General features: G+C 71.7%; 26 protein-coding genes and 1 pseudogene. 21 read left to right on the forward strand and 6 right to left on the reverse strand.

Going from position 1 to position 26,584, the window contains the following annotated elements; genetic code table 11:
* The first annotated feature begins 27 nt into the window (after nucleotides 1-27).
* The 3 genes from sucC to ABD978_RS12120 all read left to right on the forward strand — a co-directional run bounded on the left by sucC (nucleotide 28) and on the right by ABD978_RS12120 (nucleotide 3,760).
* Nucleotides 28-1,218, forward strand: a complete 1,191-nt coding sequence (gene sucC, locus ABD978_RS12110; RefSeq protein ID WP_345353082.1) for an ADP-forming succinate--CoA ligase subunit beta — start codon at nucleotides 28-30, stop codon at nucleotides 1,216-1,218.
* Between the two features lies 1 nt (nucleotide 1,219).
* The gene (sucD, locus tag ABD978_RS12115) at nucleotides 1,220-2,104 is read left to right on the forward strand and encodes a succinate--CoA ligase subunit alpha (protein WP_345353084.1); all 885 of its coding nucleotides are present in this window, start codon (nucleotides 1,220-1,222) and stop codon (nucleotides 2,102-2,104) included.
* Between the two features lie 207 nt (nucleotides 2,105-2,311).
* The gene (locus tag ABD978_RS12120) at nucleotides 2,312-3,760 is read left to right on the forward strand and encodes a cell division protein PerM (protein ID WP_345353086.1); all 1,449 of its coding nucleotides are present in this window, start codon (nucleotides 2,312-2,314) and stop codon (nucleotides 3,758-3,760) included.
* Between the two features lie 8 nt (nucleotides 3,761-3,768).
* On the opposite strand, the gene ABD978_RS12125 is transcribed toward ABD978_RS12120, so the two are convergent.
* Complete coding sequence (locus ABD978_RS12125) at nucleotides 3,769-4,239, reverse strand: DUF4190 domain-containing protein (protein WP_345353088.1); 471 nt, start codon at nucleotides 4,237-4,239, stop codon at nucleotides 3,769-3,771.
* Between the two features lie 86 nt (nucleotides 4,240-4,325).
* On the opposite strand from ABD978_RS12125, the gene purN reads away from it, so the two are divergent.
* From purN to ABD978_RS12145, 4 genes are read left to right on the forward strand one after another with little or no spacing between them, the layout of a single operon-like run.
* Nucleotides 4,326-4,931 carry a phosphoribosylglycinamide formyltransferase gene (gene purN / locus ABD978_RS12130; protein ID WP_345353090.1) on the forward strand — a complete coding sequence of 202 codons (606 nt, stop codon included), beginning with the start codon at nucleotides 4,326-4,328 and terminating at the stop codon, nucleotides 4,929-4,931.
* The gene (gene purH, locus ABD978_RS12135; RefSeq protein ID WP_345353092.1) at nucleotides 4,928-6,478 is read left to right on the forward strand and encodes a bifunctional phosphoribosylaminoimidazolecarboxamide formyltransferase/IMP cyclohydrolase; all 1,551 of its coding nucleotides are present in this window, start codon (nucleotides 4,928-4,930) and stop codon (nucleotides 6,476-6,478) included. Before purN ends, purH begins: the two co-directional genes overlap by 4 nt.
* A gap of 56 nt (nucleotides 6,479-6,534) precedes the next feature.
* Nucleotides 6,535-6,723 carry a hypothetical protein gene (locus ABD978_RS12140; protein ID WP_345353094.1) on the forward strand — a complete coding sequence of 63 codons (189 nt, stop codon included), beginning with the start codon at nucleotides 6,535-6,537 and terminating at the stop codon, nucleotides 6,721-6,723.
* A gap of 52 nt (nucleotides 6,724-6,775) precedes the next feature.
* Nucleotides 6,776-7,627, forward strand: coding sequence for a bifunctional methylenetetrahydrofolate dehydrogenase/methenyltetrahydrofolate cyclohydrolase (locus ABD978_RS12145; protein ID WP_345353096.1), 852 nt, complete (start codon nucleotides 6,776-6,778; stop codon nucleotides 7,625-7,627).
* 120 nt (nucleotides 7,628-7,747) lie between these two features.
* Here ABD978_RS12145 and ABD978_RS12150 read toward each other — a convergent pair whose 3' ends face one another.
* Nucleotides 7,748-8,377: an FHA domain-containing protein gene (locus ABD978_RS12150; RefSeq protein ID WP_425550695.1), complete on the reverse strand. Its 630-nt coding sequence runs from the start codon at nucleotides 8,375-8,377 to the stop codon at nucleotides 7,748-7,750.
* 369 nt (nucleotides 8,378-8,746) lie between these two features.
* On the opposite strand from ABD978_RS12150, the gene ABD978_RS12155 reads away from it, so the two are divergent.
* The 5 genes and pseudogenes from ABD978_RS12155 to ABD978_RS12175 all read left to right on the forward strand — a co-directional run bounded on the left by ABD978_RS12155 (nucleotide 8,747) and on the right by ABD978_RS12175 (nucleotide 13,935).
* Nucleotides 8,747-9,145, forward strand: coding sequence for a DUF3017 domain-containing protein (locus ABD978_RS12155; RefSeq protein WP_345353100.1), 399 nt, complete (start codon nucleotides 8,747-8,749; stop codon nucleotides 9,143-9,145).
* A 425-nt stretch (nucleotides 9,146-9,570) separates the two neighbouring features.
* Entirely contained in the window at nucleotides 9,571-11,802 is a 2,232-nt protein-coding gene (locus tag ABD978_RS12160) for an NADP-dependent isocitrate dehydrogenase (protein WP_345353102.1), read from the forward strand.
* Between the two features lie 116 nt (nucleotides 11,803-11,918).
* Nucleotides 11,919-12,197 (forward strand): annotated as a pseudogene (locus ABD978_RS12165) (helix-turn-helix domain-containing protein); the annotation flags it as partial.
* A 182-nt stretch (nucleotides 12,198-12,379) separates the two neighbouring features.
* Nucleotides 12,380-13,369, forward strand: a complete 990-nt coding sequence (locus tag ABD978_RS12170) for a malate dehydrogenase (protein ID WP_345353106.1) — start codon at nucleotides 12,380-12,382, stop codon at nucleotides 13,367-13,369.
* A gap of 242 nt (nucleotides 13,370-13,611) precedes the next feature.
* Complete coding sequence (locus ABD978_RS12175) at nucleotides 13,612-13,935, forward strand: YbgF trimerization domain-containing protein (protein WP_345353108.1); 324 nt, start codon at nucleotides 13,612-13,614, stop codon at nucleotides 13,933-13,935.
* Between the two features lie 159 nt (nucleotides 13,936-14,094).
* On the opposite strand, the gene ABD978_RS12180 is transcribed toward ABD978_RS12175, so the two are convergent.
* From ABD978_RS12180 to ABD978_RS12190, 3 genes are read right to left on the reverse strand one after another with little or no spacing between them, the layout of a single operon-like run.
* Entirely contained in the window at nucleotides 14,095-14,454 is a 360-nt protein-coding gene (locus ABD978_RS12180) for a hypothetical protein (protein ID WP_345353110.1), read from the reverse strand.
* A gap of 36 nt (nucleotides 14,455-14,490) precedes the next feature.
* Nucleotides 14,491-15,600, reverse strand: coding sequence for a galactokinase (gene galK / locus ABD978_RS12185; RefSeq protein WP_345353686.1), 1,110 nt, complete (start codon nucleotides 15,598-15,600; stop codon nucleotides 14,491-14,493).
* Nucleotides 15,601-15,611: 11 nt separating this feature from the next.
* On the reverse strand, nucleotides 15,612-16,799 hold the full coding sequence (locus ABD978_RS12190) for an ROK family transcriptional regulator (protein ID WP_345353112.1): 1,188 nt from the start codon (nucleotides 16,797-16,799) through the stop codon (nucleotides 15,612-15,614).
* A gap of 80 nt (nucleotides 16,800-16,879) precedes the next feature.
* On the opposite strand from ABD978_RS12190, the gene ABD978_RS12195 reads away from it, so the two are divergent.
* Together ABD978_RS12195 and ABD978_RS12200 are read left to right on the forward strand one after the other, a co-directional pair.
* A complete protein-coding gene (locus tag ABD978_RS12195; protein WP_345353687.1) occupies nucleotides 16,880-18,148 on the forward strand; it encodes a Gfo/Idh/MocA family protein in 1,269 nt (422 codons plus the stop codon).
* A 35-nt stretch (nucleotides 18,149-18,183) separates the two neighbouring features.
* Nucleotides 18,184-19,458: an ABC transporter substrate-binding protein gene (locus tag ABD978_RS12200; protein ID WP_345353114.1), complete on the forward strand. Its 1,275-nt coding sequence runs from the start codon at nucleotides 18,184-18,186 to the stop codon at nucleotides 19,456-19,458.
* Nucleotides 19,459-19,585: 127 nt separating this feature from the next.
* On the opposite strand, the gene galE is transcribed toward ABD978_RS12200, so the two are convergent.
* The gene (galE, locus tag ABD978_RS12205) at nucleotides 19,586-20,533 is read right to left on the reverse strand and encodes a UDP-glucose 4-epimerase GalE (RefSeq protein WP_345353116.1); all 948 of its coding nucleotides are present in this window, start codon (nucleotides 20,531-20,533) and stop codon (nucleotides 19,586-19,588) included.
* A gap of 94 nt (nucleotides 20,534-20,627) precedes the next feature.
* Here galE and ABD978_RS12210 point away from each other — a divergent pair, with 94 nt between their 5' ends.
* From ABD978_RS12210 to ABD978_RS12240, 7 genes are all read left to right on the forward strand, one after another.
* Nucleotides 20,628-21,932 carry a hemolysin family protein gene (locus ABD978_RS12210; RefSeq protein ID WP_345353118.1) on the forward strand — a complete coding sequence of 435 codons (1,305 nt, stop codon included), beginning with the start codon at nucleotides 20,628-20,630 and terminating at the stop codon, nucleotides 21,930-21,932.
* 12 nt (nucleotides 21,933-21,944) lie between these two features.
* The gene (trpS, locus tag ABD978_RS12215) at nucleotides 21,945-22,973 is read left to right on the forward strand and encodes a tryptophan--tRNA ligase (RefSeq protein WP_345353120.1); all 1,029 of its coding nucleotides are present in this window, start codon (nucleotides 21,945-21,947) and stop codon (nucleotides 22,971-22,973) included.
* Nucleotides 22,966-23,508 (forward strand): 2'-5' RNA ligase family protein, encoded by a 543-nt coding sequence (locus ABD978_RS12220; RefSeq protein ID WP_345353122.1) that lies wholly within the window; start codon nucleotides 22,966-22,968, stop codon nucleotides 23,506-23,508. Before trpS ends, ABD978_RS12220 begins: the two co-directional genes overlap by 8 nt.
* Before the next feature lie 58 nt (nucleotides 23,509-23,566).
* Entirely contained in the window at nucleotides 23,567-24,502 is a 936-nt protein-coding gene (locus ABD978_RS12225) for a YihY/virulence factor BrkB family protein (RefSeq protein WP_345353124.1), read from the forward strand.
* 78 nt (nucleotides 24,503-24,580) lie between these two features.
* The gene (locus tag ABD978_RS12230; RefSeq protein ID WP_345353126.1) at nucleotides 24,581-24,973 is read left to right on the forward strand and encodes a GntR family transcriptional regulator; all 393 of its coding nucleotides are present in this window, start codon (nucleotides 24,581-24,583) and stop codon (nucleotides 24,971-24,973) included.
* The gene (locus ABD978_RS12235; protein WP_345353128.1) at nucleotides 24,970-25,869 is read left to right on the forward strand and encodes an ABC transporter ATP-binding protein; all 900 of its coding nucleotides are present in this window, start codon (nucleotides 24,970-24,972) and stop codon (nucleotides 25,867-25,869) included. The genes ABD978_RS12230 and ABD978_RS12235 overlap by 4 nt, the downstream gene beginning before the upstream one ends.
* Nucleotides 25,869-26,567 (forward strand): hypothetical protein, encoded by a 699-nt coding sequence (locus tag ABD978_RS12240; protein WP_345353130.1) that lies wholly within the window; start codon nucleotides 25,869-25,871, stop codon nucleotides 26,565-26,567. The genes ABD978_RS12235 and ABD978_RS12240 overlap by 1 nt, the downstream gene beginning before the upstream one ends.
* Nucleotides 26,568-26,584: the final 17 nt, after the last annotated feature.

Below are 26,584 nucleotides of genomic sequence, written 5' to 3' on the forward strand. Positions count from 1 at the left end.
TGTCGATCCCGTTAAGGACGGACCCCCGTGGACCTGTTCGAACATCAGGCGAAGGAGCTCTTCGCGGAGTACGGCGTCCCGGTCCCCACCGGCAAGATCGCCAAGACGCCGGAGGAGGCCCGCGCGATCGCCGACGAGTTCGCCGCGGCCGGCACCTCGCGCGTCGTCGTCAAGGCGCAGGTGAAGACCGGCGGCCGGGGCAAGGCCGGTGGCGTGAAGGTCGCCGACTCACCCGCCGACGCCGAGGAGAAGGCGCGGCAGATCCTCGGCATGGACATCAAGGGCCACACGGTCCACAAGGTCCTCGTCGAAGAGGCCAGCGCCATCGCCCAGGAGTACTACTTCTCGTTCCTCCTCGACCGCGCGAACCGGACGTTCCTGTCCATCTGCTCGGTCGAGGGCGGCATGGAGATCGAGGAGGTCGCCGCGACCAAGCCGGACGCGGTGGCCAAGGTGCCGATCTCGGCCCTGGCCGGCGTCGACCGGGCCAAGGCCAAGGAGATCGCGACCGCCGGCCGGCTGCCGGCCGAGGCCCTGGACGGCGCGGCCGAGCTCATCGAGCGGCTCTGGGCCGTCTTCGTCGACGAGGACGCGCTCCTCGTCGAGGTCAACCCGCTGATCCTCACGCAGGACGGCCGGGTCGTGGCGCTGGACGGCAAGGTCACCCTCGACGACAACGCCACCTTCCGCCAGGCCGAGCACGAGGCCCTCGAGGACAAGGCCGCGGCCGACCCGCTCGAGGCCAAGGCCAAGGAGAAGGACCTCAACTACGTCAAGCTCGACGGCTCCGTCGGCATCATTGGCAACGGCGCGGGCCTGGTCATGTCCACGCTCGACGTCGTCGCGTACGCCGGTGAGGAGTTCGGCGGCCAGAAGCCGGCCAACTTCCTCGACATCGGCGGCGGCGCCTCGGCCGAGGTCATGGCCAACGGCATGGAGATCGTGCTGGGCGACCCCGACGTCAAGAGCGTCTTCATCAACGTGTTCGGCGGCATCACCTCCGGGGACGCCGTCGCGAACGGCATCGTCCAGGCCGTCAAGCTGCTGGGCGACCGCGGCGAGACCGTCGACCGGCCGATCGTCGTCCGGCTCGACGGCAACAACGCCGAAGAGGGCCGGCGCATCCTCAACGAGGCCGCGATCCCGGTCATCCAACAGGTAGAGACGATGGACGAAGCGGCGCGCCGTGCCGCCGAGCTGGCCGCGCAGGGGGCATGAGATGGCGATCTGGCTGACCGAGAACAGCAAGGTCATCGTCCAGGGGATGACCGGCGGCGAGGGTTCTAAGCACACCGCCCGCATGCTGCGCGCCGGCACGAACGTCGTCGGCGGCGTCAACGCCCGCAAGGCCGGGCAGACCGTCACGCACGAGGGCCGGAACCTCCCGGTGTTCGGCACCGTCGCCGAGGCGATGGAGCAGACCGGCGCCGACGTGTCGGTGGTCTTCGTGCCGCCGAAGTTCACCAAGGACGCCGTCGTCGAGGCCATCGACGCGGAGATCCCGCTGTGCGTCGTGATCACCGAGGGCATCCCGGTGCACGACAGCACCTGGTTCTGGAAGCACGCGGTCGAGAAGGGCGGCAAGACCCGCATCATCGGCCCGAACTGCCCCGGCATCGCCTCCCCGGGCAAGTCCAACGCCGGCATCATCCCGGCCGACATCACCTCCCCGGGCCGCATCGGCCTGGTGAGCAAGTCGGGCACGCTGACCTACCAGATGATGTACGAGCTGCGTGACATCGGCTTCTCCACCTGCGTCGGCATCGGTGGCGACCCGGTCATCGGCACCACCCACATCGACGCGCTCGAGGCGTTCCAGGCCGACCCCGAGACCGACGCGATCGTGATGATCGGTGAGATCGGCGGTGACGCCGAGGAGCGCGCCGCCGCGTACATCGAGCAGCACGTCACCAAGCCGGTCGTCGGGTACGTCGCCGGTTTCACCGCCCCCGAGGGCAAGACGATGGGCCACGCCGGCGCGATCGTCTCCGGCTCCTCCGGCACCGCCCAGGCCAAGAAGGAGGCCCTGGAGAAGGTCGGCGTCCGGGTCGGCAAGACCCCGAGCGAGACCGCCCGCCTCATGCGCGAGATCATGTCCGCCTGATCCACGCGAGGCAGCCTCCGAAGACGCCCGGCCGGGACCACCCCGGCCGGGCGTCTTCGCGTCCACGCCCTCACGCCTAAGGCGGTGGCCATGGAAGCTTCGTCGGGTGTCTGGCGGGGCTTCTTGCATGGTGCGCTCGGTAAGGGAAGGGCGACACGCCGGGCGGGTGTGCGGAATCGCCGGTTCGGCGCTGCCAGCATGGTCCCCATGACCACGACCGATCACGACGACGCGGAGCTCGAGGACACCGACCCGTCCCCTGTGGCCGAGACCGTGACGCGGCCGCTCGCCGTCACCGGCATCGTGGCGGCCGTCTGGGCGGCGGGCATCGGCCTGACCGTGCTCGTCACGATCACGCTGATCGGCTGGATCGCCGCGCCGCGCAGCGCGCTCGGCACCGGCCTGCCCGGTGTCTTCCGCACGGCGGTCGGGTTCTGGCTCGTGGCGCACCACGCCGGTTTCACGGTGCCGCACGGCCGGGTCGGGCTGCTGCCGCTCGGGCTGATGATCCTGCCGGGCATGCTGCTGTTCCGCGCCGGCGGGTGGATCGCGCGGACCGGCCGGGTGCGGGGCCGCTACCGGATCGGCGTGACGCACGCCGCGTTCGCGCTGGCCATCCCGTACGCGGTGCTGTCCGGCCTGCTCGCGCTCCTGGCGCGCTCATCGGCCATCCAGCCCTCGGCGTGGCAGGGTCTGCTGCTGTGCTTCCTGCTGGCGATGTTCGCCGGAGGCCTCGGGGCGGCGCGGACGCTCGTCTCGACGACGAACCGCGCGCCCTGGGTCGCGATGCTGGGGCTGCTGCCCCGGCGGGCCCGTTCGGTGGCCGCAGGAGTCACCGGAGCGACGGCCGTCCTGCTCGGCGCCGGCGTTCTGATCTTCCTCGCCTCGCTGCTGTTCCACTTCTCCGAGGCCGAGAACCTCTATGGCGTGCTCAAGCCGGGCGTCGTCGGCGGAATCCTGCTGACCCTGATCGGGCTGGTGTACCTGCCGAACGCCGCGCTGTGGGCGGTCGGGTACGCCGTGGGGCCCGGGTTCGCGGTCGGGGCCGGCACGAGTGTGTCGCCGTCCGGGGTGTTCGTCGGCATGATCCCGGCGTTCCCGCCGTTCGCGGCGCTGCCGGAGCCGGGACCGGCGCCGGCGGTGTCGCTGCTCGCGCTGGGGGTGCCGTTCATCGCCGGCGCCGTGGGCGGCGTCTTCACGATCCGGTACCAGCCGACCGAGGCGACGGAGGCGGCGCCGCTGTGGGGGTTCGTGTCCGGTGTGGTCACCGGCGGCGTGATCGCCTTCCTCGCCGCGCTGTCCGGAGGTCCGCTCGGCGGCGGCCGGATGGCCGTGATGGGGCCGTCCGCGTGGCAGGTCGGGCTGCTGGCCGCGCTGGAGGTGGGCGTGTCGGCGGCGATCGCCGCGTGGATCGCCAACTGGCGGCTGCTGCGTCGTAGGCCCGCCGCCCAGGAGACCCCGGACGACGAGCCGGACACGGAGGAGCTCGAGTTCGAGGAGCCGGACCCGGTGCTGGCCTCCGTCGACGAGCCGCTGCCCGAGGGCGTCATCCCGATCGGGGACTGGACGGGCCCGCGGGGCGCGGCGTCGCGGTCGCGCGACGACGGCGGCCCCGGCGATGTCTCACCGATCCGGAGACGGCCGCCGCGCGACTGACCGGCCGATCAGGGCCAGGCCGGGGGCTGCTTCCGCAGGGAGTCCTTCGGCAGGTGCAGCTTGCGCTCGATGCGCGGCAGGTACTCGTCCTGGCAGGCCTTCTTGTCCTCGATCGTGAGGGCCGACTCGCGGCACGTGACGTAGCCGTTGAACTCGTCCCACATCACCGCGTAGAGCCCGATCTGGGAGAGCGCCAGGACCAGGCTGATCGTTCCCAGCACCACCCCGGCGACCGCGCCGGGCGCCGGGGCGAGGACCCGTCGGGCCTGCTTGCGGGAGCGCAGGCCCGCCACGACCGCCCAGAGCGACAGCGCCACCCCGGCGGGAAGGAACAGCAACGTCATGACGAGCCCGGCGATACCGAGAAGCCGCGCGCGGGGGCCGCCGCGCTCGGGTGCGGTCGGCGGCAGCGGCGGACGGGGTGGTTCGGGGAGCTGCGTCTGCGGCCCGGCCTGGTCGTGGCCTGGCGCGTCACTCACTGGTCCTCCTGGTGTCGGCTGAGCCGAGCCGAGCGGCGGCCGATAGGCTGGTACGGCCCGCCCACCAGTCGTTCCTGGGAGTTACGGTGTCCGCCCGGCTCGTCGTCCTCGTATCCGGTGCGGGGACCAACCTACAAGCGCTGCTCGACGCGTGTGTCGATCCAGCTTATGGCGCTCAGATCACTGCCGTGGGCGCCGACCGCGACGACATCGAAGGCCTGCGCCGCGCCGAACGCGCCGGCGTGCCGACCTTCGTCGTCCGGGTGAAGGACCATCCGACGCGGGACGCGTGGGACGCCGCGCTGACCGACGCGGTCGCCGCGTACGACCCTGACCTGGTCGTCTCCGCGGGCTTCATGAAGATCCTCGGCAAGCGGTTCCTCGACCGGTTCGCCGGCCGGGTGATCAACACGCACCCCGCGCTGCTGCCCGCCTTCCCCGGCACCCACGGGGCGCGCGAGGCGCTGGAATACGGCGTCAAGGTGTCCGGCTGCACGGCGCACTTCGTCGATGCCGGCGTCGACACCGGACCCATCATCGCCCAGGAGACCGTGCCGGTCCTGGACGACGATGACGAGGACTCGCTGCACGAGCGGATCAAGGCGGTCGAACGCCCGCTGCTCGTCGGCACCGTGGGCCGTCTGGTCCGCGAGGGATGGACCATCGAGAACAGGAGAGTGAGGATCGGGTGACCCGTATCGCGATCAAGCGGGCGCTGATCAGCGTCTACGACAAGACCGGTCTCGAAGGCCTCGCCAGGGGCCTGCACGAGGCCGGTGTAGAGATCGTTTCCACCGGGTCGACCGCCGCGCGCATCGCCGAGGCGGGCGTCCCGGTCATGAAGGTCGAGAAGCTCACCGGCTTTCCCGAGTGCCTCGACGGCCGGGTCAAGACCCTGCACCCGAAGGTGCACGCGGGGCTCCTAGCCGACCGTCGCAACCCCGACCACGTCCAGCAGCTGGAGGACCTGCACGTCGAGCCGTTCGACCTGCTGATCTCCAACCTCTACCCGTTCCGGGAGACCGTCGCCTCCGGCGCGACCCCGGACGAGATCGTCGAGCAGATCGACATCGGCGGCCCGGCGATGGTGCGCGCCGCCGCCAAGAACCACCAGACCGTGGCCGTCGCCGTCGACCCGTCCGCGTACGACCAGGTCCTCGACGCCGTGCGCCGCGGCGGCTTCGAGCTGCGGGAGCGCAAGCGGCTCGCGGCGCAGGCCTACGCCCACACCGCCGCGTACGACGTCGCGGTGGCGTCGTGGTTCGCGAGCGCGTACGCGCCCGACTCCGACACCCGCTGGCCGGACGTCATCGGCGCGGTCCGCACCCGCAAGAGCGTCCTGCGCTACGGGGAGAACCCCCACCAGGAGGCGGCGCTCTACACCGACGACCAGGGCGGCCTGGCCGGGGCACAGCAGCTGCACGGCAAGGAGATGTCCTACAACAACTACGTCGATGCCGACGCGGCCCGCCGCGCCGCGTACGACTTCACCGAGCCGTGCGTCGCGATCATCAAACACGCGAACCCGTGCGGCATCGCGATCGGCGCCGACATCGCCGAGGCGCACCGCAAGGCGCACGCCTGCGACCCGGTGTCGGCGTACGGCGGCGTCATCGCCACCAACCGGCCGGTATCGGCCGACATGGCGCGTCAGCTCGCCGACATCTTCACCGAGGTGATCGTCGCTCCGGGCTTCGAGGAGGAGGCCCTGACGCTCCTCACGGCCAAGAAGAAGAATCTCCGGCTGCTCGTCTGCCCGGAGGGCCCGGCCGCCGAGGTGGACACCCGGCAGATCGACGGCGGACTGCTCGCCCAGACGCGGGACCGGATCGACGCCCCCGGCGATGACCCGGCGAACTGGCAGCTCAAGACGGGTGAGCCGGTCGACGAGGCGACCCTCCGCGACCTGGCGTTCGCCTGGCGCGCCTGCCGCTCGGTGAAGTCGAACGCCATCCTGCTGGCCGCCGACGGCGCGACCGTCGGCGTCGGAATGGGCCAGGTCAACCGGGTCGACTCCGCCCGCCTCGCGGTGTCCCGCGCGGGGGACCGCACCACCGGCTCGGTGGGTGCCTCGGACGCCTTCTTTCCCTTCCCCGACGGCCTTCAGGTGCTCGCGGACTCCGGAGTCACGGCTATTGTCGAACCCGGCGGATCGATTCATGACGACGAGGTGATCGAAGCGGCCGCCAAGGCGGGCGTCACCCTCTACTTCACGGGGGTCCGCCACTTCTTCCACTGACCCCAGCAGGTCGCCGGGGCCTCCGCCCCGGCGACCGCATCCCCCAGGGAGACCTCGTGGCGAACGGATTCCTCGAGTTCGGCGTGGCAGCGATCATCCGCAGCGCGGCGCTCACCGACCAGGTCCGCCCGTTGATCGGCCTCGTCGCCGCCGTGCTGGCCGCCGTTCTCGCGGGATCCGCGAGCTGGCACCTGACCGACCGCCTCGTCGCCTGGCGTCAGCGGGCGAATCAGGACGAGCTGTAACCTCCCTCGGGTCGAACGAGCCTCAGCCTTTCCCGCCTGAGAGGATTAAACGGTGACCGCACGAATTCTCGACGGCAAGGCGACCGCGGCGGCGATCCGCGCGGAATTGAAGCAGCGCGTCGACGCGCTGCGCGAGCAGGGCATCGTCCCCGGGCTGGGCACCGTGCTCGTGGGCGACGACCCGGGCAGCCAGGCGTACGTCGCGGGCAAGCACCGCGACTGCGCCGAGGTGGGGATCGCCAGCATCCGGCGCGACCTCCCGGCCACCGCCACCCAGGCGGAGGTCGAGGCGGCCGTGGACGAGCTGAACGCCGACCCGACCTGCACCGGCTACATCGTCCAGCTGCCCCTGCCGAAGGGCCTGGACGAGCAGCGGGTCCTCGAACGCATCGACCCGGCCAAGGACGCCGACGGCCTGCACCCGGTCAACCTCGGGCGCCTGGTGCTCATGCAGCCCGGCGTGCTGCCGTGCACGCCGCGCGGCATCGTCGAGCTGCTGCGCCGGTACGACGTGCCGCTCCGGGGCGCCGACGTCACCATCATCGGCCGGGGCATCACGGTGGGCCGGGCGCTCGGCCTGCTGCTCACCCGCCGCTCCGAGAACGCCACCGTCACCACCTGCCACACCGGGACGAAGGACCTCGCCGCGCACACCCGCGAGGCGGACATCGTCGTCGTGGCCGCCGGCGTACCCGGCCTGCTCACCGCGGACATGGTCAAACCCGGTGCGGCCGTGCTCGACGTCGGGATCACGCGCACCGACGAGGGCCTCGTCGGCGACGTCCACCCCGGCGTCCGCGAGGTCGCCGGCTGGGTCGCGCCCATGCCGGGCGGCGTCGGCCCCATGACCCGCGCCATGCTGCTGGCGAACGTCGTCGAGGCCGCGGAGAAGGCCTCCGCCTGAGCCGAACGGCCCCAGGGCACCGCCGGACGGCCTGTCGTGGGCCGTCGACGCGGCGGTGCCGTCGGCCGCTGTCTCGGTAAGGCCGGCTTGGCCGGTTCACGCTCGGTAAGGCCGGCCCGGTCAGCTCGCGCGCCGCCCCGGGGCGGTGGGCTGGCCGGGTGCCGTCGGCTGACGGGGCTGCGGCGGCGTGCCCGGCCGGGATCCGTCGGGGCGACGGGCCGGCTCCGTCGGACGGCCCCCCTGGGGCGGCACCTGCACGGGCGGCAGCGGGCGGACGAGCCCGAGCGCGATGACCTCGTTGGCCAGCCGGGTTCGCCGGTTGGCGCCCTCCGGGATGCGGAACTTCTGGTACAGCCGCAGCAGGTGCTGCTTGACCGCGGCCTCGGTCACCACGAGGTCGGTGGCGATCTCCCGGGCCGTGGCGGGCGCGACGAACGCCTCGTCGGACAGGGCGGGCCGGCACAGCGACGTCAGCACGTCGATCTCGCGGCGGGTGAGCTCCGGAGCGACGGCACGGCGCAGTTCGACGTCCGGATCGACGTCCTCGCGCGGTATGCCGCCGAGCCGGCAGCGCGCGGCGCCGAAGCTGACCACGTCACCGTCCTCGAGCACGCGCCGGGCGATCGGCCGTCCGTTCACGCGCGTGCCGTTGCGCGACAGGCCGAGGTCCACGACGTAGACGTACGGACCGCGGCGGACCAGTTCGGCGTGCAACCGGGACACGCTGGGATCGTCGAGTCGTATGTCCACCCCTCGACCTCGCCCGACGGTCATGACCTCAGAGCGCAGTGGCAGTACCGTGCCGGTTTCTTCGATCCGTATGTACGGGCCCTCCACAGCGGTCCCTCCAGTAGTTAGCGACCCCTGTCTGCCTGGTTACCCGGACCGGCCATGGTCACACCCGCCTACCGGTGGGTAAGGCCGAGTACACCGGAGATTACGGGACATTCGCCCCTCCGGGAAGGGCCCCGGGAGCGCCCGGCGGCGGTCTCCCCACGGCCGCCGGGCGAGCGCGACGGGCGCGCCGGATGAACGACGGGCCGTGCCGGATGACGCGGTGCGCCCACCGTCCGCGCCATAGGTGGGCGGGTCACGCGCGGGCGCTGCCAAGATAGGGGTATGTCGGAGCAGTACGGGCCACCGGAGTCCTACGACCCGTCCCTGGGGGACGTTCCCGCCGCGGCGCAACCCGCCCCGGGGCCGAAGACGCCGCCGTCCCCACGGCGTGCGGAGCGCGCACCGGCCCGTCCGGCGGTGCCACGATGGCTCGGGCAACTGCCGTACATCTTCGTCCTCTGCGGCGTCGCCGCCGGCCTGGCCGTGGTCGCGACCAACCACTTCCGGCGGGGCAGCATGCTGATCGCCGCCTCCGTGTTCATCGGCGCGCTCGCCCGGCTGGTCCTCCCGGAGAGCCAGACCGGGATGCTCGCGGTACGGCGCCGGTGGGTCGACGTCATGCTCATGACGGTCGCCGCGGTCGGTGTCACGCTTGTCGCATTCGTCGCGAAGGGGCAGTGAACTGCCGGAGTCGCGGGCGCCGGCACCGTGCGCCCGGCTCGGCGCCGTGCGCTGACGTCCGCGCGACGACGGCGTGCGCTGACCTCCTCCCGGAAGCCCCACCTCTTTGCTCGACCCGCGAATGGGCAGTGGGATGATGCAGGCTGCAGGTAAGGAGCCCGTAGCGATACTGGAAAATGTGCGCCAGGTCACTCATGCTGATCGGAATGTTCCCCCCATCGCGGTCGCTGGACGTCGCGGGGTGTTCCCCCGCGCCGGGGTGGGTCGCATTCCAACCCCCGAACACCTGGGGCTCCGCGAAACCCGTCTGGTCGATAGGAAACGTGAGGGATCGACTGAGACCTGCTGAGGGCGGCCGACCCCGCCCGTCTGTCTCGATATGAGAGTTGCTGACGAATGTTGTTGAGCGTGAAGCGGAGCACCCGGTGACTGATTCGACCATCATCTACACCCACACGGACGAGGCACCCGCCCTGGCGACGTATTCGTTCCTGCCTGTGATCCAGGCATACGCCTCGACCGCCGGCGTCACCGTGGAGACCCGTGACATCTCCCTGGCCGGGCGCATCATCGCCGCCTTCCCGGAGTACCTCACGGAGGACCAGCGCATTCCGGACGCGCTCGCCGAACTGGGCGAGCTGGTCGACACCCCCGGTGCGAACGTCATCAAGCTGCCGAACATCTCGGCCTCGATCCCCCAGCTGAAGGCCGCGATCGCCGAGCTGCGGGAACAGGGCTACGCGCTGCCGGACTACCCGGACGAGCCGAAGACCGATGAGCAGCGCGACGTCCGAGCCCGGTACGACCGGATCAAGGGCAGCGCGGTGAACCCGGTGCTGCGCCAGGGCAACTCCGACCGCCGGGCCCCCGCGTCGGTCAAGAACTACGCCAAGACCCACCCGCATCGCATGGGCGCCTGGACGGCGGAGTCGCAGACGAACGTCGCGCACATGACGGCCGACGACTTCCGGTCCACCGAGAAGTCCGCGGTGATCGCCGAGGCGGGCGCGCTGCGGATCGAGCTCGTGGGCGACGACGGCTCCACCACCGTCCTGCGCGAGTCGGTACCCGTCCTGGCGGGCGAGGTCGTCGACGCGTCCGTCATGCGCGTCGCGGCGCTGCGTGAGTTCCTCGCCGCGCAGGTCGCGCGCGCCAAGGCCGAGGGCGTGCTGTTCTCGGTGCACCTGAAGGCCACGATGATGAAGGTCTCCGACCCGATCATCTTCGGCCACGTGGTGCGCGCCTTCTTCCCGAACACCTTCGCCAAGTACGGCGAGACGCTCGCGGGGGCCGGCCTGACGCCGAACGACGGCCTCGGTGGGATCTTCCGTGGCCTGGAGTCGCTGCCCGACGGCGAGGAGATCAAGGCGTCCTTCGACGCCGAGCTCGCCGCGGGCCCGGACCTCGCGATGGTCGACTCCGACCGGGGGATCACCAACCTGCACGTCCCCAGCGACGTCATCGTCGACGCCTCGATGCCGGCGATGATCCGCACCTCCGGCCACATGTGGGGCCCGGACGGCCAGGAGCACGACACGCTCGCCGTCATCCCGGACAGCAGCTACGCCGGTGTCTACCAGGTCGTCATCGACGACTGCCGGGCCAACGGCGCCTTCGACCCGTCGGCGATGGGCTCGGTTCCGAACGTCGGCCTGATGGCACAGCAGGCCGAGGAGTACGGCAGCCACGACAAGACCTTCGAGATCCCGGTCACCGGTACGGTGCGGGTCCTCGACGAGGCGGGCGACGTCGTCCTCGAGCAGACGGTGGGCGCCGGCGACATCTTCCGCATGTGCCAGACCAAGGATGTCGCGATCAAGGACTGGGTCAAGCTCGCCGTCACCCGTGCCCGCGCGACCGGCGACCCGGCCGTGTTCTGGCTCGACCGGGACCGCGCGCACGACGCCTCCCTGATCGCCAAGGTCGAGCGGTACCTGCCCGAGCACGACACCGCGGGCCTGCAGATCGAGATCAAGTCCCCGGTCGAGGCGACCGCCTTCTCCCTGGAGCGGATCCGCCGTGGCGAGAACGCCATCTCCGTCACCGGCAACGTGCTGCGGGACTACCTGACCGATCTGTTCCCGATCCTGGAGCTGGGCACCAGCGCCAAGATGCTGTCGGTCGTGCCGCTCATCAACGGCGGCGGTCTGTTCGAGACGGGCGCCGGCGGCTCGGCGCCCAAGCACGTGCAGCAGCTCGTCAAGGAGAACTACCTGCGCTGGGACAGCCTCGGTGAGTTCCTCGCGCTCGCGGTCAGCTTCGAGCAGCTCGCGCAGACGACGGACAACGCCCGCGCCCAGGTCCTCGCCGACACCCTCGACCGGGCCACGGAGACCTTCCTCAACGAGGACAAGTCCCCGACCCGCCGCCTGGGTGGCATCGACAACCGCGGCAGCCACTTCTACCTGGCCCTGTACTGGGCGCAGGAGCTGGCCAAGCAGACCGACGACGCCGACCTGGCCAAGGCATTCGTCCCGCTCGCCGAGACGCTGACCTCGCAGGAGAGCAAGATCGTCGACGAGTTGCTCGCGGTTCAGGGCTCCCCGGCCGACATCGGCGGCTACTACAACCCCGACCCGGCCAAGGCCGCCGCCGTCATGCGCCCGTCGCAGACGCTCAACCAGGCTCTCGAGACGCTCGCCGCCTCACCGGCGTGACGCCCACACCGGGGCCGCGTGACCGCGCCCAGGCCTGATCTCCCGCATTCCGCGAAGGCCGCCCGCCACACCTTGGGTTCTAGTGGTCGTTGCAACACCTCTGTTGAGGGGATGCGATGGCCTTTGAGATCCGGGAGAACCGGGGGCGGGCTCAGGGACGTAAGAAGCTTGTCCGTGAGCGCGAGGAATACTTGCGGCTCATGGGTGAGGGCTTGAGTAACAGGCAGGCGTGCCAGATCGTCGGGATCAACCGGCGGACTGGCATGCGCTGGCGTAACGGACGGGCTCCGTCCGCGAGGCAGGCGGGGGCGTCACCGATCACTGTGGTGGCGCCCCCGTCGGGTCCGTCTCGCTACCTGCGCGAAGACGACCGGGTTCATATCGCCGACCGGCTCGAGAACATGGTCGCGAAGCACAGTCGGGGTGCCCGGGCTGCTGGCGCGGGGGCCGCGATAGGCGGTGCGGGGGCGGAATCGGGCGCGCGATAGCCTGACGCCTGGACTATCTCGACGACGAGAGACCCGATCGGAGCTCCGCTCGGCGCTCGACCCGGGCCTCGTACCAGCTGGAGACCACGATGACTCGCACTCCCGTCAATGTGACCGTCACCGGTGCCGCCGGTCAGATCGGCTACGCCCTGCTCTTCCGCATCGCCTCCGGGCAGCTGCTCGGCGCCGACGTACCCGTGCACCTGCGCCTGCTGGAGATTCCGCAGGCCGTCAAGGCCGCCGAGGGCACCGCGATGGAGCTCGACGACGCCGCCTTCCCGCTGCTGGCGGGCATCGACGTCACCGACGACGCCAAGCGGGCGTTCGACGGGACCAACGTCGCCCTCCTGGTCGGCGCCCGCCCGCGTACGAAGGGCATGGAGCGCGGCGACCTCCTCGAGGCCAACGGCGGCATCTTCAAGCCGCAGGGCGAGGCGATCAACGCCGGCGCCGCCGACGACGTGCGGGTGCTCGTGGTCGGTAACCCGGCCAACACCAACGCGCTGATCGCCAAGTCGCACGCCCCGGACGTCCCGGCCGACCGCTTCACCGCGATGACCCGACTCGACCACAACCGCGCGATCGCGCAGCTGTCGAAGAAGGTCCAGGCGCCGGTCACGGACATCAAGAAGGTCGCCATCTGGGGCAACCACTCCGCGACGCAGTACCCCGACATCTTCCACGCCGAGGTCGCCGGCCGGAACGCCGCCGAGGTCGTGAACGACGAGGCCTGGCTGCGTGACACCTTCATCCCGACGGTCGCCAAGCGCGGCGCCGCCATCATCGAGGCGCGCGGTGCGTCCTCGGCGGCCTCGGCGGCCAGCGCGGCCATCGACCACGTCTACACCTGGGTGAACGGCACCCCCGAGGGTGACTGGACCTCCATGGCCGTGGTCTCCGACGGCTCGTACGGCGTGCCCGAGGGCCTGATCTCGTCCTTCCCGGTCGTGGCCAAGGGCGGCAAGTGGGAGATCGTCCAGGGCCTGGAGATCGACGACTTCTCGCGCGAGCGCATCGACGCCTCGGTGCGCGAGCTGGAGGAGGAGCGCGACGCCGTCCGCGGCCTCGGCCTGATCTGAGCGAGGGTCACAGGCCGTCTCTCTCTGTGTGATCGAGTTGACGCGGAGCGTGACTGCTGTAACTCTTGCTCGCAGAGTGGCCTCATCAAGCGCCATTGCCGGCCAGCAGTGGTCGTGCCCCGCGTCAAGGCCGTCTGGGGTGGCGTGCAGACGGACACGAGGAGCTTGGAGGAGACTCACCGCAGCCAGCGGTCGCCCTTCGGTTCATTCCAACCCCCCAGCCGAGGAGGCGGTAAAGCACCATGGGAGTCATCGAGGAGATCCAGACCCGGGTCACGACCCTGGAGCGGCGCATGGACGACCATGACACCACGCACACCCGGATCGAGCGGCGGCTCGACCAGCTCGCGGGCGACGTGGCCGAGCTCAAAGGCGACGTGGCCGAGCTCAAAGGCGACGTGGCCGAGCTGAAGACGGACATGGCGCAGGTCAAGGCGAACACTGCGGACCTGGGCGAGATCCGAGCACGGGTCGCGGTCATTCCGGAGCTGATGGCCGGGCAGGTCGAGCTGCGGGAGATGGTCGCGAAGCTGCTCGCGCGGTCCGAGGCGGGTGGCCGCTCCTGACGCGGTCTGCCGAACGACGGTGAAGGCCGCCGGGTCCCTGAGCGGGATCCGGCGGCCTTCGCCGTCAGTGCCCGCAATCGGCGCGGGCCGCCGAGGGTCTCGGCGAATCATCCGGCGCGGGCCCACCGCCGTCGTGGGTCCGCGGCCCTCCCGCGTGGGTCAGGCCGACCGGCGGGCGCGCCAGGTGAGGTATCCGGCCGTCAGCAGCGGCCCGGCGATCGCGACGAGCAGGAGGGGGACGCCCAGCCAGCCGGGCAGGGCGGTGCCCGTGCACTGGCCGCCGTGCCGGTGGCCGCCCGCGTCGTCCACGTACACGCATTCCCGGGTCGGGGCGAAGACGACGAGTGCCGCGGCCACGGCCAGCCCGCCGGGCCAGATCAGCAGCCCGGCGGCCTTGTCACGCAGCGTCCAGCGCGACGAGCCGAGGAGCATCACCGCCCCGATCAGCCAGCCGACCACCGGGAGCAGCACTCCTCCGACGAGGAGCAGGAACACCGTTATCGCCTCATACCGCCGCATGCCACCAAGGATGGCGGTGCGGGCGATCCCGGTGTGTCAGGACACGCGGCGGGCGCCGACCGACGGGACGGCGTCGATGAAACGGGGCGCCTCCCAGCCGCGGTCGGCGTACGCCTCGGTGACGGCCGTTCGCACCCGTTCTTCGCGGTCCACCGGGGTCAGGGCGATCACCGAGCCGCCGAAGCCGCCGCCGACCATCCGGGCGCCGCGCGCGCCCGCGCGTACGGCCTCCTCGACGGCGACGTCGGCCTCCGGCCAGGAGACCTCGAACTGGTCGCGCAGCGACAGGTGCGAGGCGGTCAGCAGCGCGCCGACCTCGGCGACGGCGCCGGCCCGCAGCAGGCCCACCGCCGCCTGTACGCGGTGGTCGTCGGTGACGACGTGCTGGGTGCGGCGGCGCAGGACCGGGTCGTCGAGGACCCGCAGCGCGGCGGCGAGGTCCTCGACGTCGCGCAGCGCCGCGACGCCGAGCACCTGCGCGGCCTTCTCGCAGGCGGCGCGGCGGGCGGCGTACCCGCCGTCGACCAGCTCGTGTTCGGCGCGCGTGTCGATGACCAGGAGGGACAGGCCGGTGAGGTCGAGCGGGACCTGGGCGGACAGCCCGCTGCGGCAGTCGAGCAGGAGGGCGTGGCCTTCGGCGCACAGGAGCGAGGCGGACTGGTCCATGATCCCGCAGGGCATCCCGACGAAGTCGTTCTCGGCGCGCTGGGCGATGCGGGCCAGCTCCGGCCGGGGCACCTCGATCCCGTACAGGTCGCACAGGGCCAGCGCGACGGCGCACTCCAGCGCCGCCGACGACGACAGGCCGGCTCCCTGGGGCAGGTCGGAGTCGATGAGCACGGACGCGCCGCCGACCTCGTGGCCGGCCTCGCGGAGCGCCCAGGCCACCCCGGCGGCGTAGGCGGCCCAGCCGCTGACCTGGCCCGGCTTCGCGTCGGTGACGCGTACGGGGTCCGGTGACTGCAGGGAACGGAGCTCGAGGACGCCGTCGTCGCGGCGGGCGGCCGCGACCGAGACACCCTGGGCCAGAGCGAAGGGCAGCACGAAGCCGTCGTTGTAGTCGGTGTGCTCGCCGATGAGGTTGACGCGACCCGGGGCGCGCCAGACTCCTTCCGGATCACGCCCGAAGCAGTCGCGAAAATCCATGATCACCGTGCCTATCGTGTGGGCGCTGATCCTATCGGCAGCCCGTCGGGGAAGAGGTCCGCGGTCGCTCGTTCGAGGGCGATGCGGACGGCGCCGGTGGCGACCGCCTCGTCGCCCAGCGCGGACACCCTGACCTCGGGAGGGGGCGGGCACAGCGCGGCCAGCCGCTCGCGCAGCCCATCGACGATCAGGTCGCCGGCGCGGGACAGGCCGCCGCCCACGACGACGACGGCGGGATCGACGGCGAGGAGCAGGGCGGCGGTGCCGGTCGCCAGGTCGGCGGTGAACTCGCCGACGGCGGCCGTGGCCCGCGCGTCGCCGGACCGGGCGGCCGTGAAGACGGCGGCCAGGTCACGGCTGCCGGGACAGGCGGCCAGCAGGCGGTCCGGCGCGTCCTCCCAGCCCAGGACGCGCAGCAGGCCGAGCTCGCCGGCGCCGCCCCGGTGCCCGCGGTGGAGGCGGCCGCCGATGAGGACGCCTGCCGCGACGCGGTTGCCGGCGAGAACGCAGACGGCGTCCTGTACGTCCTGGGCCGCCCCGCGCCAGTGCTCGGCGATGGTCGCGAGGTTGGCGTCGTTCTCCACGAGCATCGGCACGCCGGCCCGGGCGGCCCCGGCGGCGGGCGCCTCGGTCTCGGCGAGGGCTGGAGCCGGCATGCCCGCCGCCAGCGCGTGACCGAGGTCCAGGTCGGTCCAGTCGGGCAGCACGGTGCACAGGGTGACGACGCCGTCCCGGACGACGCCGGGGGTGCCGAGGCCGATGGCGCGCAGGCGGTCCGGCGCGACCCCGCCTTCGTCGAGGGCGCGGGCGAGGGTGGTGCGCGCGGCCTCGAGGCGTTCGGCGCGGCCGCACTCGGGTTCGACCACGCTGCGGCACACCTGCCGGACCTCGCCCTCGAGGTCGGCGAGGAAGACGAGGACCTTGTGGACCCCGATGTCGATCCCGGCGACGAATCCCTCCTCGGCGCTGAAACGGAAGCGCCGCGCGGGCCGCCCGGCGCCGCCGGGCTCGGGCGGCAGTTCGCGGACGATCCGGTCCCGCACGAAGCCCTCGACGACGTCCTCGACGGTCGGGCGGGAGAGCCCGGTCACCGCGCTGATCTCGGTGAGCGTGCGAGGGCCCTCGGCGTAGAGGGCCGCGAGCACGTCCGTGGAGTTGAGCCGCCGCAGCCGGGACGGGTCGCCGCCTCGTCTCACCATGACCCCCTTGACACCCGCCGCCCGTGCGACGGATCCTCTGCGATATTAAACAACCTTCTATTAATAACTCGGGGGTGTCGATGCCGGTGACCCTGGCCCTCGTCGGAGCGGGGATGCGCGGTTCGGACTACGGCCGCCGCGCGGTCCGCGACGGCCGTGCCCGCGTCGTGGCGGTGGCCGATCCCGTCGCCGAGCGTCGTGAGCGGGCCGCGGCCGAGCACGGGCTCGGGCCGGACCAGGTGTTCACCGACTGGCGTGAGCTGGCGGCGCTGCCCCGGCGGGCCGACGGCGTCATCGTCGCCACCCGGGACGGCGAGCACGTCGAGCCCGCCGTCGCCTTCGCCGAACGCGGCTACCACCTGCTGCTCGAGAAGCCGATGGCGCCCACCGAGGCCGGATCGGCGGCGATCGCGGCGGCCGCCGAGCGCGCCGGGGTGATGCTCGCGGTGTGCCACGTGATGCGCTACTCCGCCTACACCCGCACGTTGAAGGGACTGATCGACGCGGGGCGGATCGGCGCCGTCGCCGGCGTGCAGCACCTGGAGCCGATCGGCTGGTGGCACTTCGCCCACTCCTACGTGCGCGGCAACTGGCGGCGCGCGGACGAGTCCTCCCCGATGCTGCTGGCCAAGTGCTGCCACGACATCGACTGGCTGGCCCACATCATCGGCCGGCCCGCGGTGCGCGTGTCCTCCTTCGGCGCGCTCACCCACTTCCGGCCCGAGAACCGCCCCGAGGGCGCCGCCGACCGGTGCCTCGACTGCGCGGTGGAGCCGTCCTGCCCGTACTCCGCGCCGCGCACCTACCTCGGCTTCGTCGGCGACCCGGCGCGGACGCACTGGCCGCTGAGCGCCCTGACCTTCGACCCCTCGCCGGAGGGAGTGCGCGCGGCCCTGCGCGACGGGCCGTACGGCAGATGCGTGTACGCCTGCGACAACGACGCCGTCGACCAACAGGTCGTCACGATCGAGTACGAGGGCGGGGTGACCGCGTCGTTCACCGCGAGCGCCTTCACGCCCATGGGGTTCCGCAAGACGCGGATCTTCGGCTCGCACGGGTTCATCGAGGGTGACGGCGTCCGGCTCACGGCCGACGACTTCGTCTCCGGCACCCGGGAGGTCATCGAGACCGACGAAGGGGTGGAGGTCTCGCTGGCCGGCGACCACGGCGGGGCGGACCAGGCCCTCGCCGAGGCGTTCGTGGCCGCACTGGCCACCGGCGACCCGTCGCTGCTCCTCTCGGACGCCCGTACGTCCCTGGCGAGCCACCGGCTCGTATGGGCGGCCGAACGGGCCCGGCACACCGGCACCGTCGTCTCCCTCCCGGACGGCGCGACCCCCGCCCCCTGACGCCCCAAGCACCCGACCCCACCCGCGGAGTGACCATGAAGCACCGTTTCCCGCGCCGGAGCCTCCTCGGCGCCGTCCTGGCCCTCGGGCTGTGCGCCTGTGGATCCTCCGGAGGCTCCTCCGGGAGCTCCGGCGACTCGGCCGGCAGTGGACCCATCACCTGGGCGAGCTTCAAGGAGCCGACCGGCACGCTCCGGAAGGTCGTCGACGGCTGGAACGCCGCGCACCCGGACGCGAAGGTCACGCTCGTCGACCTGCCCGAGGCGGCCGACGCCCAGCGTCAGCAGCTCGTCCAGAACGCTCAGATCAAGTCGACGGCGTTCGACGTCGTCACGCTGGACGCCGTCTGGACCGCCGAGTTCGCCGCGAACCAGTGGGTCGAGCCGATCACCGGCCTGGACGCGAGCGGGTTCCTCACCCCGTCACTGCGGACCGGGCAGTACCGCGGAAAGCTGTACGCCGCGCCGTGGCTCACCGGCGCCGGGCTGCTGTACTACCGGACCGACCTGCTGAAGAAGGCCGGCATCGCCGGGCCGCCGAAGACCTGGCAGGAGCTCACCGACGACTGCGCCAAGGTGCGGAAGTCGGTCGACATCGGGTGCTACGCCGGGCAGTACGACAAGTACGAAGGTCTCACCGTCAACGTCACCGAGGCGATCGACAGCGCGGGCGGGCACGTCCTGGACGCCTCCGGACGGCCGGCGTTGAACACGCCGGAGGCCCTCGCCGGACTGCGGTTCCTGACCGACGGTCTGAAGAACGGCCTGATTCCCAAGGCCGCCCTGACCTACCAGGAGGAGAACGGCCGGCGGGCCTTCGAAGCCGGCGAGCTGCTGTTCCACCGCAACTGGGGCTACGTCTACGCCCTGGCCGGCAAGACCGACGGCTCCAGCAAGGTCGCGGGCAGGTTCGACGTGGCGCCGCTGCCCGGGCGCATCGGCCCGGGCATCTCCACCCTCGGGGGGAACAACGTCGCGATCTCCGCCTTCTCCAAGCACAAGAAGACGGCCCTGGACTTCATCCGGTACGTCACCGGCGCCGAGGCCGAGAAGACCTTCGGGCTGGGCAGCGCGTACCCGATGTCCCGCCTCGCGCTGTACTCCGACCCCGCGATGGTCAAGGCGCAGCCGTACCTGCCGACGCTGGCCACCTCCATCCAGAACGCCGTGCCGCGGCCCGAGGCCGTCCGCTACGGCGACGTCACGACCGCGATCCAGGAGGCGGCCTACGCGGCGCTGCGCGGACAGCAGAGCCCCGAGCAGGCCCTGTCCGGCCTCCAGGCCCAGCTCGGCCCGCTCACCGCCCACTGAGGCCCTCCCGGACGGGGCACGCCACGCCCGGAGGAAGGCGCCGCTCAGGCCGGAGCGGCGCCGCTTCGGGCGCGACGCGCGGCTCCAGCCGGGAGGCGCCGCCACGGCCGGGACGGGTCGTCCCGGCCTACCGCCGCGCGAACGCCCAGGCGTCCGTGACCATCGCCCGCAGGTCGCGCTCGGGCTTCCAGCCGAGCCGGTCGGAGATCTTGGCGGAGGAGGCGATCAGCACGGCGGGGTCGCCGGCCCGCCGGGGGCTCTCCACCGCCGGGATCTCGTGCCCGGTGACCTCGCGGCACACGTCGATGACCTCGCGGACCGAGTAGCCCGAGCCGCTGCCCAGGTTGAAGATCTCGTGCTCGCCCGGCGCGCAGGCGTCGAGGGCCAGCAGGTGCGCCTCGGCCAGGTCGACGACGTGGATGTAGTCGCGGACGCAGGTGCCGTCCGGCGTCGGATAGTCGGTGCCGAAGACCGCGACCGACTCGCGCTCGCCGAGTGGCACCTTCAGCACGTTCGGGATGATGTGCGTCTCGACCGTGTGCCGCTCGCCGAACCGCCCGTACGCGCCCGCGACGTTGAAGTAGCGCAGGCTCACCCCGCCGAGGCCGTACATCCGGGCGTACTCCGCCAGCGTCGTGTCGATCGCCAGCTTCGACGCGCCGTACGGGTTGGTCGGACGAGTCGGGTCGGTCTCCAGGATCGGCGTCCGCTCGGGCTCGCCGTACGTCGCGGCGGTGGAGGAGAACACGATGCGCGGCGTCCCGTGGGTCCGCATCGCGTCGAGCAGGGCCAGCGACTCACCGAGGTTCTTGTCCCAGTAGAGGCCGGGTTTCTCCACCGACTCGCCGACGAGGGACTTGGCCGCGAAGTGCAGCACGCCGTCGAACCCGGCGGCCAGCGTCTCGTGGGCCGCCTCCCGGAGCGTGCCCCGGATGAGCCGCGCGCCGTCCGGCACGGCGTCGGCGTGGCCGGTCGAGCAGTCGTCCAGCACGACGACCTCGTGCCCGGCCTCCAGCAGCCGGGCCGACACGACGCTGCCGATGTATCCGGCGCCCCCGGTGACGAGAAGTTTCATTTGACCTCCAAGCTTTGCGGGTACGCTTTCAGCTCTAGTCTTTCCGAACAACCCACCTGGACATGGACGACCCACATAGTTACAGGCGTTTCTCATGAGAGAAACGCTGGTGAGCGCCGCGATCGTCCTCGCGCTCATTCTCGTCGAGGCGCTGTTCGTGGCCTCCGAAATCGCTCTCGTGTCGCTGCGCGACAGTCAGGTCCGCCGTATGGGCGAGCACGGTCGGCGCGGCACCGCGGTGGCACGGCTCGTCAGCGACCCCAACCGCTTCCTCGCGGTCGTGCAGATCGGCGTCACGCTGACGGCGCTGCTGTCATCCGCGTACGGCGCGATCACGCTGTCCGAGACCGCCAAGAAGGCCCTGATCCGAGAAGGCATGTCGGAGGGGCTCGCCGGGTTCATCGGCGTCGTCGGCGTGACCCTGATCATCTCGTACGTCACGCTCGTCATCGGCGAGCTCGCACCTAAGCGGCTCGGCCTGCAGCGGGCCGAGGGCACCGCGATGATGGTGGCGCCGTTCCTCGATCGGATGGCGAAGGTGTCGCGGCCGGTGATCTGGCTGCTGTCGAGGTCGACCAACCTCGTCGTGCGGCTGCTCGGCGGCGACCCGGAGACCTCCCGTGAGGCCATCACGGCGGAGGAGATCCGCTCGCTGGTGGCCGGCACGACGGAGATCGCCCTGGACGAACGGAACCTGATCGAGGAGGTGTTCGACGCCGGGGAGCGCCAGCTGCGCGAGGTGCTGGTGCCCCGCACGGAGGTGGAGTTCCTCGACGCCTCGACACCGCTGGCGAAGGCCGCGCGCACCACCACCGGCAGCCCGCACTCCCGGTATCCCGTCTACCGCGACTCCCACGACGACGTCATCGGGTTCGTGCACGTCCGCGACCTGCTCGATCCGCAGCTCGCGGGCCGGTCCACTCCGGTCGGCGAGCTGGTCCGGCCGGTCCTGTACCTGCCGGCGAGCAAGCGGGTGCTGGCCGCGCTGTCGGAGATGCGGCGCGAGGGTCACCACCTGGCGATCGTCGTCGACGAGTACGGCGGGACCGCGGGGATCGTCACCCTCGAGGACCTGGTCGAGGAGCTCGTCGGGGAGATCCGCGACGAGTACGACGTCGAGGACGCCCACGCCCGTCGCCTGCACGGCGGCGCGCTCGAGGTCGACGGTTTGCTCAACCTGGACGCGTTCGCCGACGAGACCGGCCTGGAGCTGCCCGAAGGGCCGTACGAGACGGTCGCGGGCTACCTGATGGCCGTTCTCGGACACCTGCCGCAGGTCGGGGAGAACGTCGAGGTGAACGGTCATCGCCTCACCGTCACCGAGGTGGACGGCCGCCGTGTGTCACGCGTCCGCCTCAGCCCGCCGCCGACCCCACCGGCGGACACCGAGGAAGCCTGAGAGAATCCAGCTATGCCCATCGAGTCCAGCCCGTCCGCCCCGCGTCCGCGGGTCCTGTCCGGCATCCAGCCGACCGCCGACTCCTTCCACCTCGGCAACTACCTCGGCGCGCTCCGGCAGTGGGTCGCCCTCCAGGACACCCACGACGCGTTCTACTGCATCGTCGACCTGCACGCGATCACGGTGGAGACCGACCCGGAGGTGCTGCGGCGGCGCACGCGGGTGGCGGCCGCGCAGCTGTTCGCGATCGGGCTGGACCCGGAGCGCAGCACGGTGTTCGTGCAGAGCCAGGTGCCCGAGCACGCGGAGCTGCAGTGGGTGCTGTCCTGCATCACCGGGTTCGGCGAGGCCGGCCGGATGACGCAGTTCAAGGACAAGTCCGCCAAGCAGGGCGCGTCGAGCACCTCGGTGGGCCTGTTCACGTACCCGATCCTTCAGGCCGCCGACATCCTGCTCTACCAGGCGGACCAGGTGCCGGTCGGGGAGGACCAGCGGCAGCACCTGGAGCTGACCCGCACGCTCGCGCAGCGGTTCAACCACCGGTTCGGGGAGACCTTCGTCGCCCCCGAGGCGTACATCCCGAAGGCCGCCGCGAAGATCACCGACCTGCAGGACCCGACGGCGAAGATGAGCAAGTCCTCCTCCTCGCCGCAGGGCATCGTCGACCTGCTGGACGAGCCGGGCCCGCTGCGCAAGAAGGTCATGCGTGCGGTCACCGACACCGGCACCGAGATCAAGGCCGACGAGGAGAGCAAGCCGGGCATCACCAACCTCCTGCGGATCCACTCCGCGCTGTCCGGCACCTCCATCGAGGACCTCGAGCGGCATTTCGAAGGCCAGGGGTACGGCGCGCTGAAGAAGGAGCTCGCCCAGATCCTCCTGGACACCTTCGTGCCGATCCGGGAGCGCACCGGCAAACTGCTCGCCGACGAGGCGCAACTGGACCGGATGCTCGCGGTCGGCGCCGACCGCGCCCGCGAGGTGGCCCGCGAGACGATGGAGACGGTCCGCGACCGGGTGGGGTTCCTGGGCCGTGCCTGACGCCGAGGAGCGCACGATCGGGGTGGCCGTCGCCATCCCCGATCCGTACGGTCCCGAGCTGCAGAGCCGCCGCGCCGCGCTGGGCGATCCGCTCGCCACGTCGATCCCCGCCCACATCACCCTCGTGCCGCCGACGCGGGTGCCGGTCCCGGCGCTCGACGACATCGACCGGCACCTGCGCGGCGTCGCCCTGGGCGAACGCCCGTTCCACATCCACCTGCGGGGGACCGGCACGTTCCGGCCGGTGTCGCCGGTGGTGTTCGTCGCGCTCGCCGAGGGCATCGGCGACTGCGAGCGCCTCGAGTACGAGATCCGCCGCGGTCCGCTCGCCGTCGAGCGCCCGTTCCCGTACCACCCGCACGTCACCGTCGCCCACCACCTCCCGGACGACCTGCTCGACCAGGCGTTCAAGGAGCTCGCCGGGTACGAGGCGGAGTTCCCCGTGGACGGCTTCTGGCTGTACGAGCACGGGCTGGACGGCGTGTGGCGGCCCCGGTGGCACTTCCCGTTCGGCGACCACGCATACCGTTCATGATTGCTCACTCCGGGTGAATCTTCTCGCCACACTGGGGTAGTGCCCCACCATGGCGCCGGTGATCAGCGGGGTGCAGCGCGGGGTCTCCTCGGTCGAGGAGCATGTCAAGGGATTCCTGCGCGCGCTTCGGGCGCGCTGGCGGTGGTTCGACCACCTGGGCCGGGCCTACGAGCGCTACCAGCGGTACCGCGGGGACCGGATGGCCGCCGCCCTGACCTTTTACGGGTTCCTGTCCTTCTTCCCGCTGGTCGCCCTGGCCTTCGCCGTGATGGGGTACGTCGTCGCGATCAGCCCCGGCGCCCGCGAGTACGTCACCAAGGCGATCTTCGAACTGCTGCCCGGCCTCGCCGACAAGCTGCCCGTCCAGCAGATCGCCGCCGCCAAGGCGGGGGCAAGCGTGTTCGCGCTGCTCGGCCTGTCGTGGAGCGGCCTGGGCTGGATCGGCGTCTGGCGCGAGTCCCTGCGCACCATGTGGAAGGGCGACCCCGAGCACGACGCCAACCCGGTGATCAAGAAGCTGTCGGACCTGGCCGTCCTGGTGGTCCTGGGCCTGACGCTGCTCGCCTCTGTCGCGCTGTCGAGCCTGACCACCTCGGCCACCCACGCCGTCCTCCACTGGACCGGGCTGTCCGACGTGCCGGGTGCCGGCACCGTCCTGCGGCTGGTGGCGATCGGCGTCGCCATCGCGGCGAACACCTTCCTCTTCCTGGTGCTGTTCGCCCGCCTCTCCGGCACCCGCGCGTCCTGGCGGCGGCTGCTGCGGGGCTGCGTGTTCGGGGCCGTGGGCTTCGAGGGGCTGAAGCTGCTCGGCACTTACCTCATCGGGCACGTCATGCGCAATCCGCTGTACGCGTCGTTCGCCGTGATCGTCGGACTGCTCATCTGGATCAACGTCGTGTCGCGCTTCATCCTGTTCACCGCGGCCTGGACCGCCACGCGCCGGGCGGTGCTCAACGTGGACGAGGAACCACCGGCCCGGACCGAAGGGGCCTAGCCCGCCGCACACCCGCCCCGTTGCCCAGTATTCTGGTTCATTAGTAGAGTGGGGAACCAGTTAAGCAACGGAGGCATGATGTCACTCCTCGATGACGGCGGGCCGATCTTCGCCCAGATCGCCGCCGAGCTGGCGAACCAGATCGCCGACGGCACCGTGGGCGAGGGCGAACGCGTCCCGTCCAGCAACGAACTCGCGGCGTTCTACCGGGTCAACCCGGCCACGGCGGCGCGCAGCCTCACCACGCTCTCGGACGAGGGCCTGGTGGAGAAGCGGCGGGGCGTCGGCATGTTCGTCGCGAAGGGCGCGCGGGACCGGCTGGTGCGCGCCCGGCGGCGCCACTTCGCCGACCGCTACGTACGGCCGCTGGTGGTCGAGGCGGCACGGCTCGAGATCGGGCTGGACGAGCTGCTCGGGCTGGTCCGCGAGGAGCTGGCCTCCGCCGAGGTGACGACGGGAGAACGGGCATGACGCCGGCGATCTCGGTGGCCGGGGTCACGCGCCACTACCGCGGCCATCAGGCGCTGACCGATGTCACCTTCGAGATCGACACTCCGTGCATCGCCGGACTGCTGGGCCGCAACGGCGCCGGGAAGACCACGCTGCTGCGCATTCTGGCCGGCCAGGAGTTCACCACCTCCGGGCGCGTGCACGTGTTCGGGGACGGGCCGCTGGAGAACGACGCGGTGCTGCGCCGGATGATCCTCGTACGGGAGGACCAGACGTACCCCGACCTGCGGGTCCGGCACGCGATCAGGGCGGCCTCGCTGCTGTACCCGAACTGGGACGCCGAGCTGGCCGGCACGCTGCTGGACGCGTACGAGCTGCCGCCGGCCCGGCCGATCAAGAAGCTGTCGCGCGGCATGCGGACCGCGCTCGGCATCATCATCGGGCTGGCCACCCGCGCCGAGCTCACCCTGTTCGACGAGCCGTACGCGGGCCTGGACGCGGTCGCCCGCACCTTCTTCTACGACCAACTGCTGGCCGACTACACCGCCCACCCGCGGTGCATCGTGCTCTCGACCCACCTCATCGACGAGGCCGCCGAGCTCCTCGACCGCGTCCTGGTCATCGACCACGGCCGGCTGGTCCTCGACGCGCTCACCGACGACCTGCGCGGCGCCGCCACGGTCGTCACCGGCCCGGCCGGCGGCGTGGAGCGGTTCGTCGCCGGCCGCACGACGCTGAACCGGCGCACGATGGGCACGCAGACCACGGCGGTGATGATCGGCCGGCTCGACGAGCGCGATCGCGAACTCGCCGACCACCTGCGCCTGCGCCTGGAGGGGGTCACCCTTCAGCAGCTCGCGGTCTACGCGGCCGAGCACCACGACCAGTCCGGCCTCACGGCAGCGAGGGCATCCTGATGCGCCACACCCCGATCGTCACCGTCGTCCGCTACCTGCTCCTCGACCGCGTCACCTACCTCGTACTGCCCTGGGTGTGGGCTGCCTTCGGCTTCATCCTCGACGTGGTGATCCTGCGACTCACCCCGGCCGGCCACACCGACCACCGCTGGGTCGGCGGCCTGGCCGCCGCCTTCCTCGTCGTGCTCATCGTGGGCGCGCAGTCCGTCGCCCGCGCCCTGCCGTTCGCCCTCACCCTCGGGGTCAGCCGCCGCGCCTACTTCCTCGGCGTCACCGCACTGGCCCTCGCCCTGGCCGTGTGCTTCGGGCTCGTGGTCGCGGTCGGCCAGATCCTCGAACGCGCGACCGGCGGATGGGGCCTGCACATGGCCTACTTCCGCGTCCCCTACCTCCTCGATGGCCCCTGGTACCTGTCGTGGCTCACCGCGACGACGACGTTCGTCCTCTTGTTCGTCTACGGGATGTGGTACGGCCTGGTCCACCGCCGCGCCGGGCTGCCCGGCACCATGATCTTCGGCGCGACACAACTCGGCGTGCTGGCCCTCGCCGCGATCATCGCGACGTGGGCGCACGGCTGGGCGGACATCGGCCGTTTCCTCACCACCATCACCGCCACCGGTGTCACCGGCGTCCTCGCCGCCGCCGTCGCCGTCATGCTCGCCGGCGGCTTCGCCACCATCCGCCGCCTGACCATCTGAGACCGCGTCGCCTGGAG

Source organism: Actinoallomurus liliacearum, assembly GCF_039542035.1.
In the GTDB taxonomy this organism is placed as follows: Bacteria; Actinomycetota; Actinomycetes; order Streptosporangiales; family Streptosporangiaceae; genus Actinoallomurus; species Actinoallomurus liliacearum.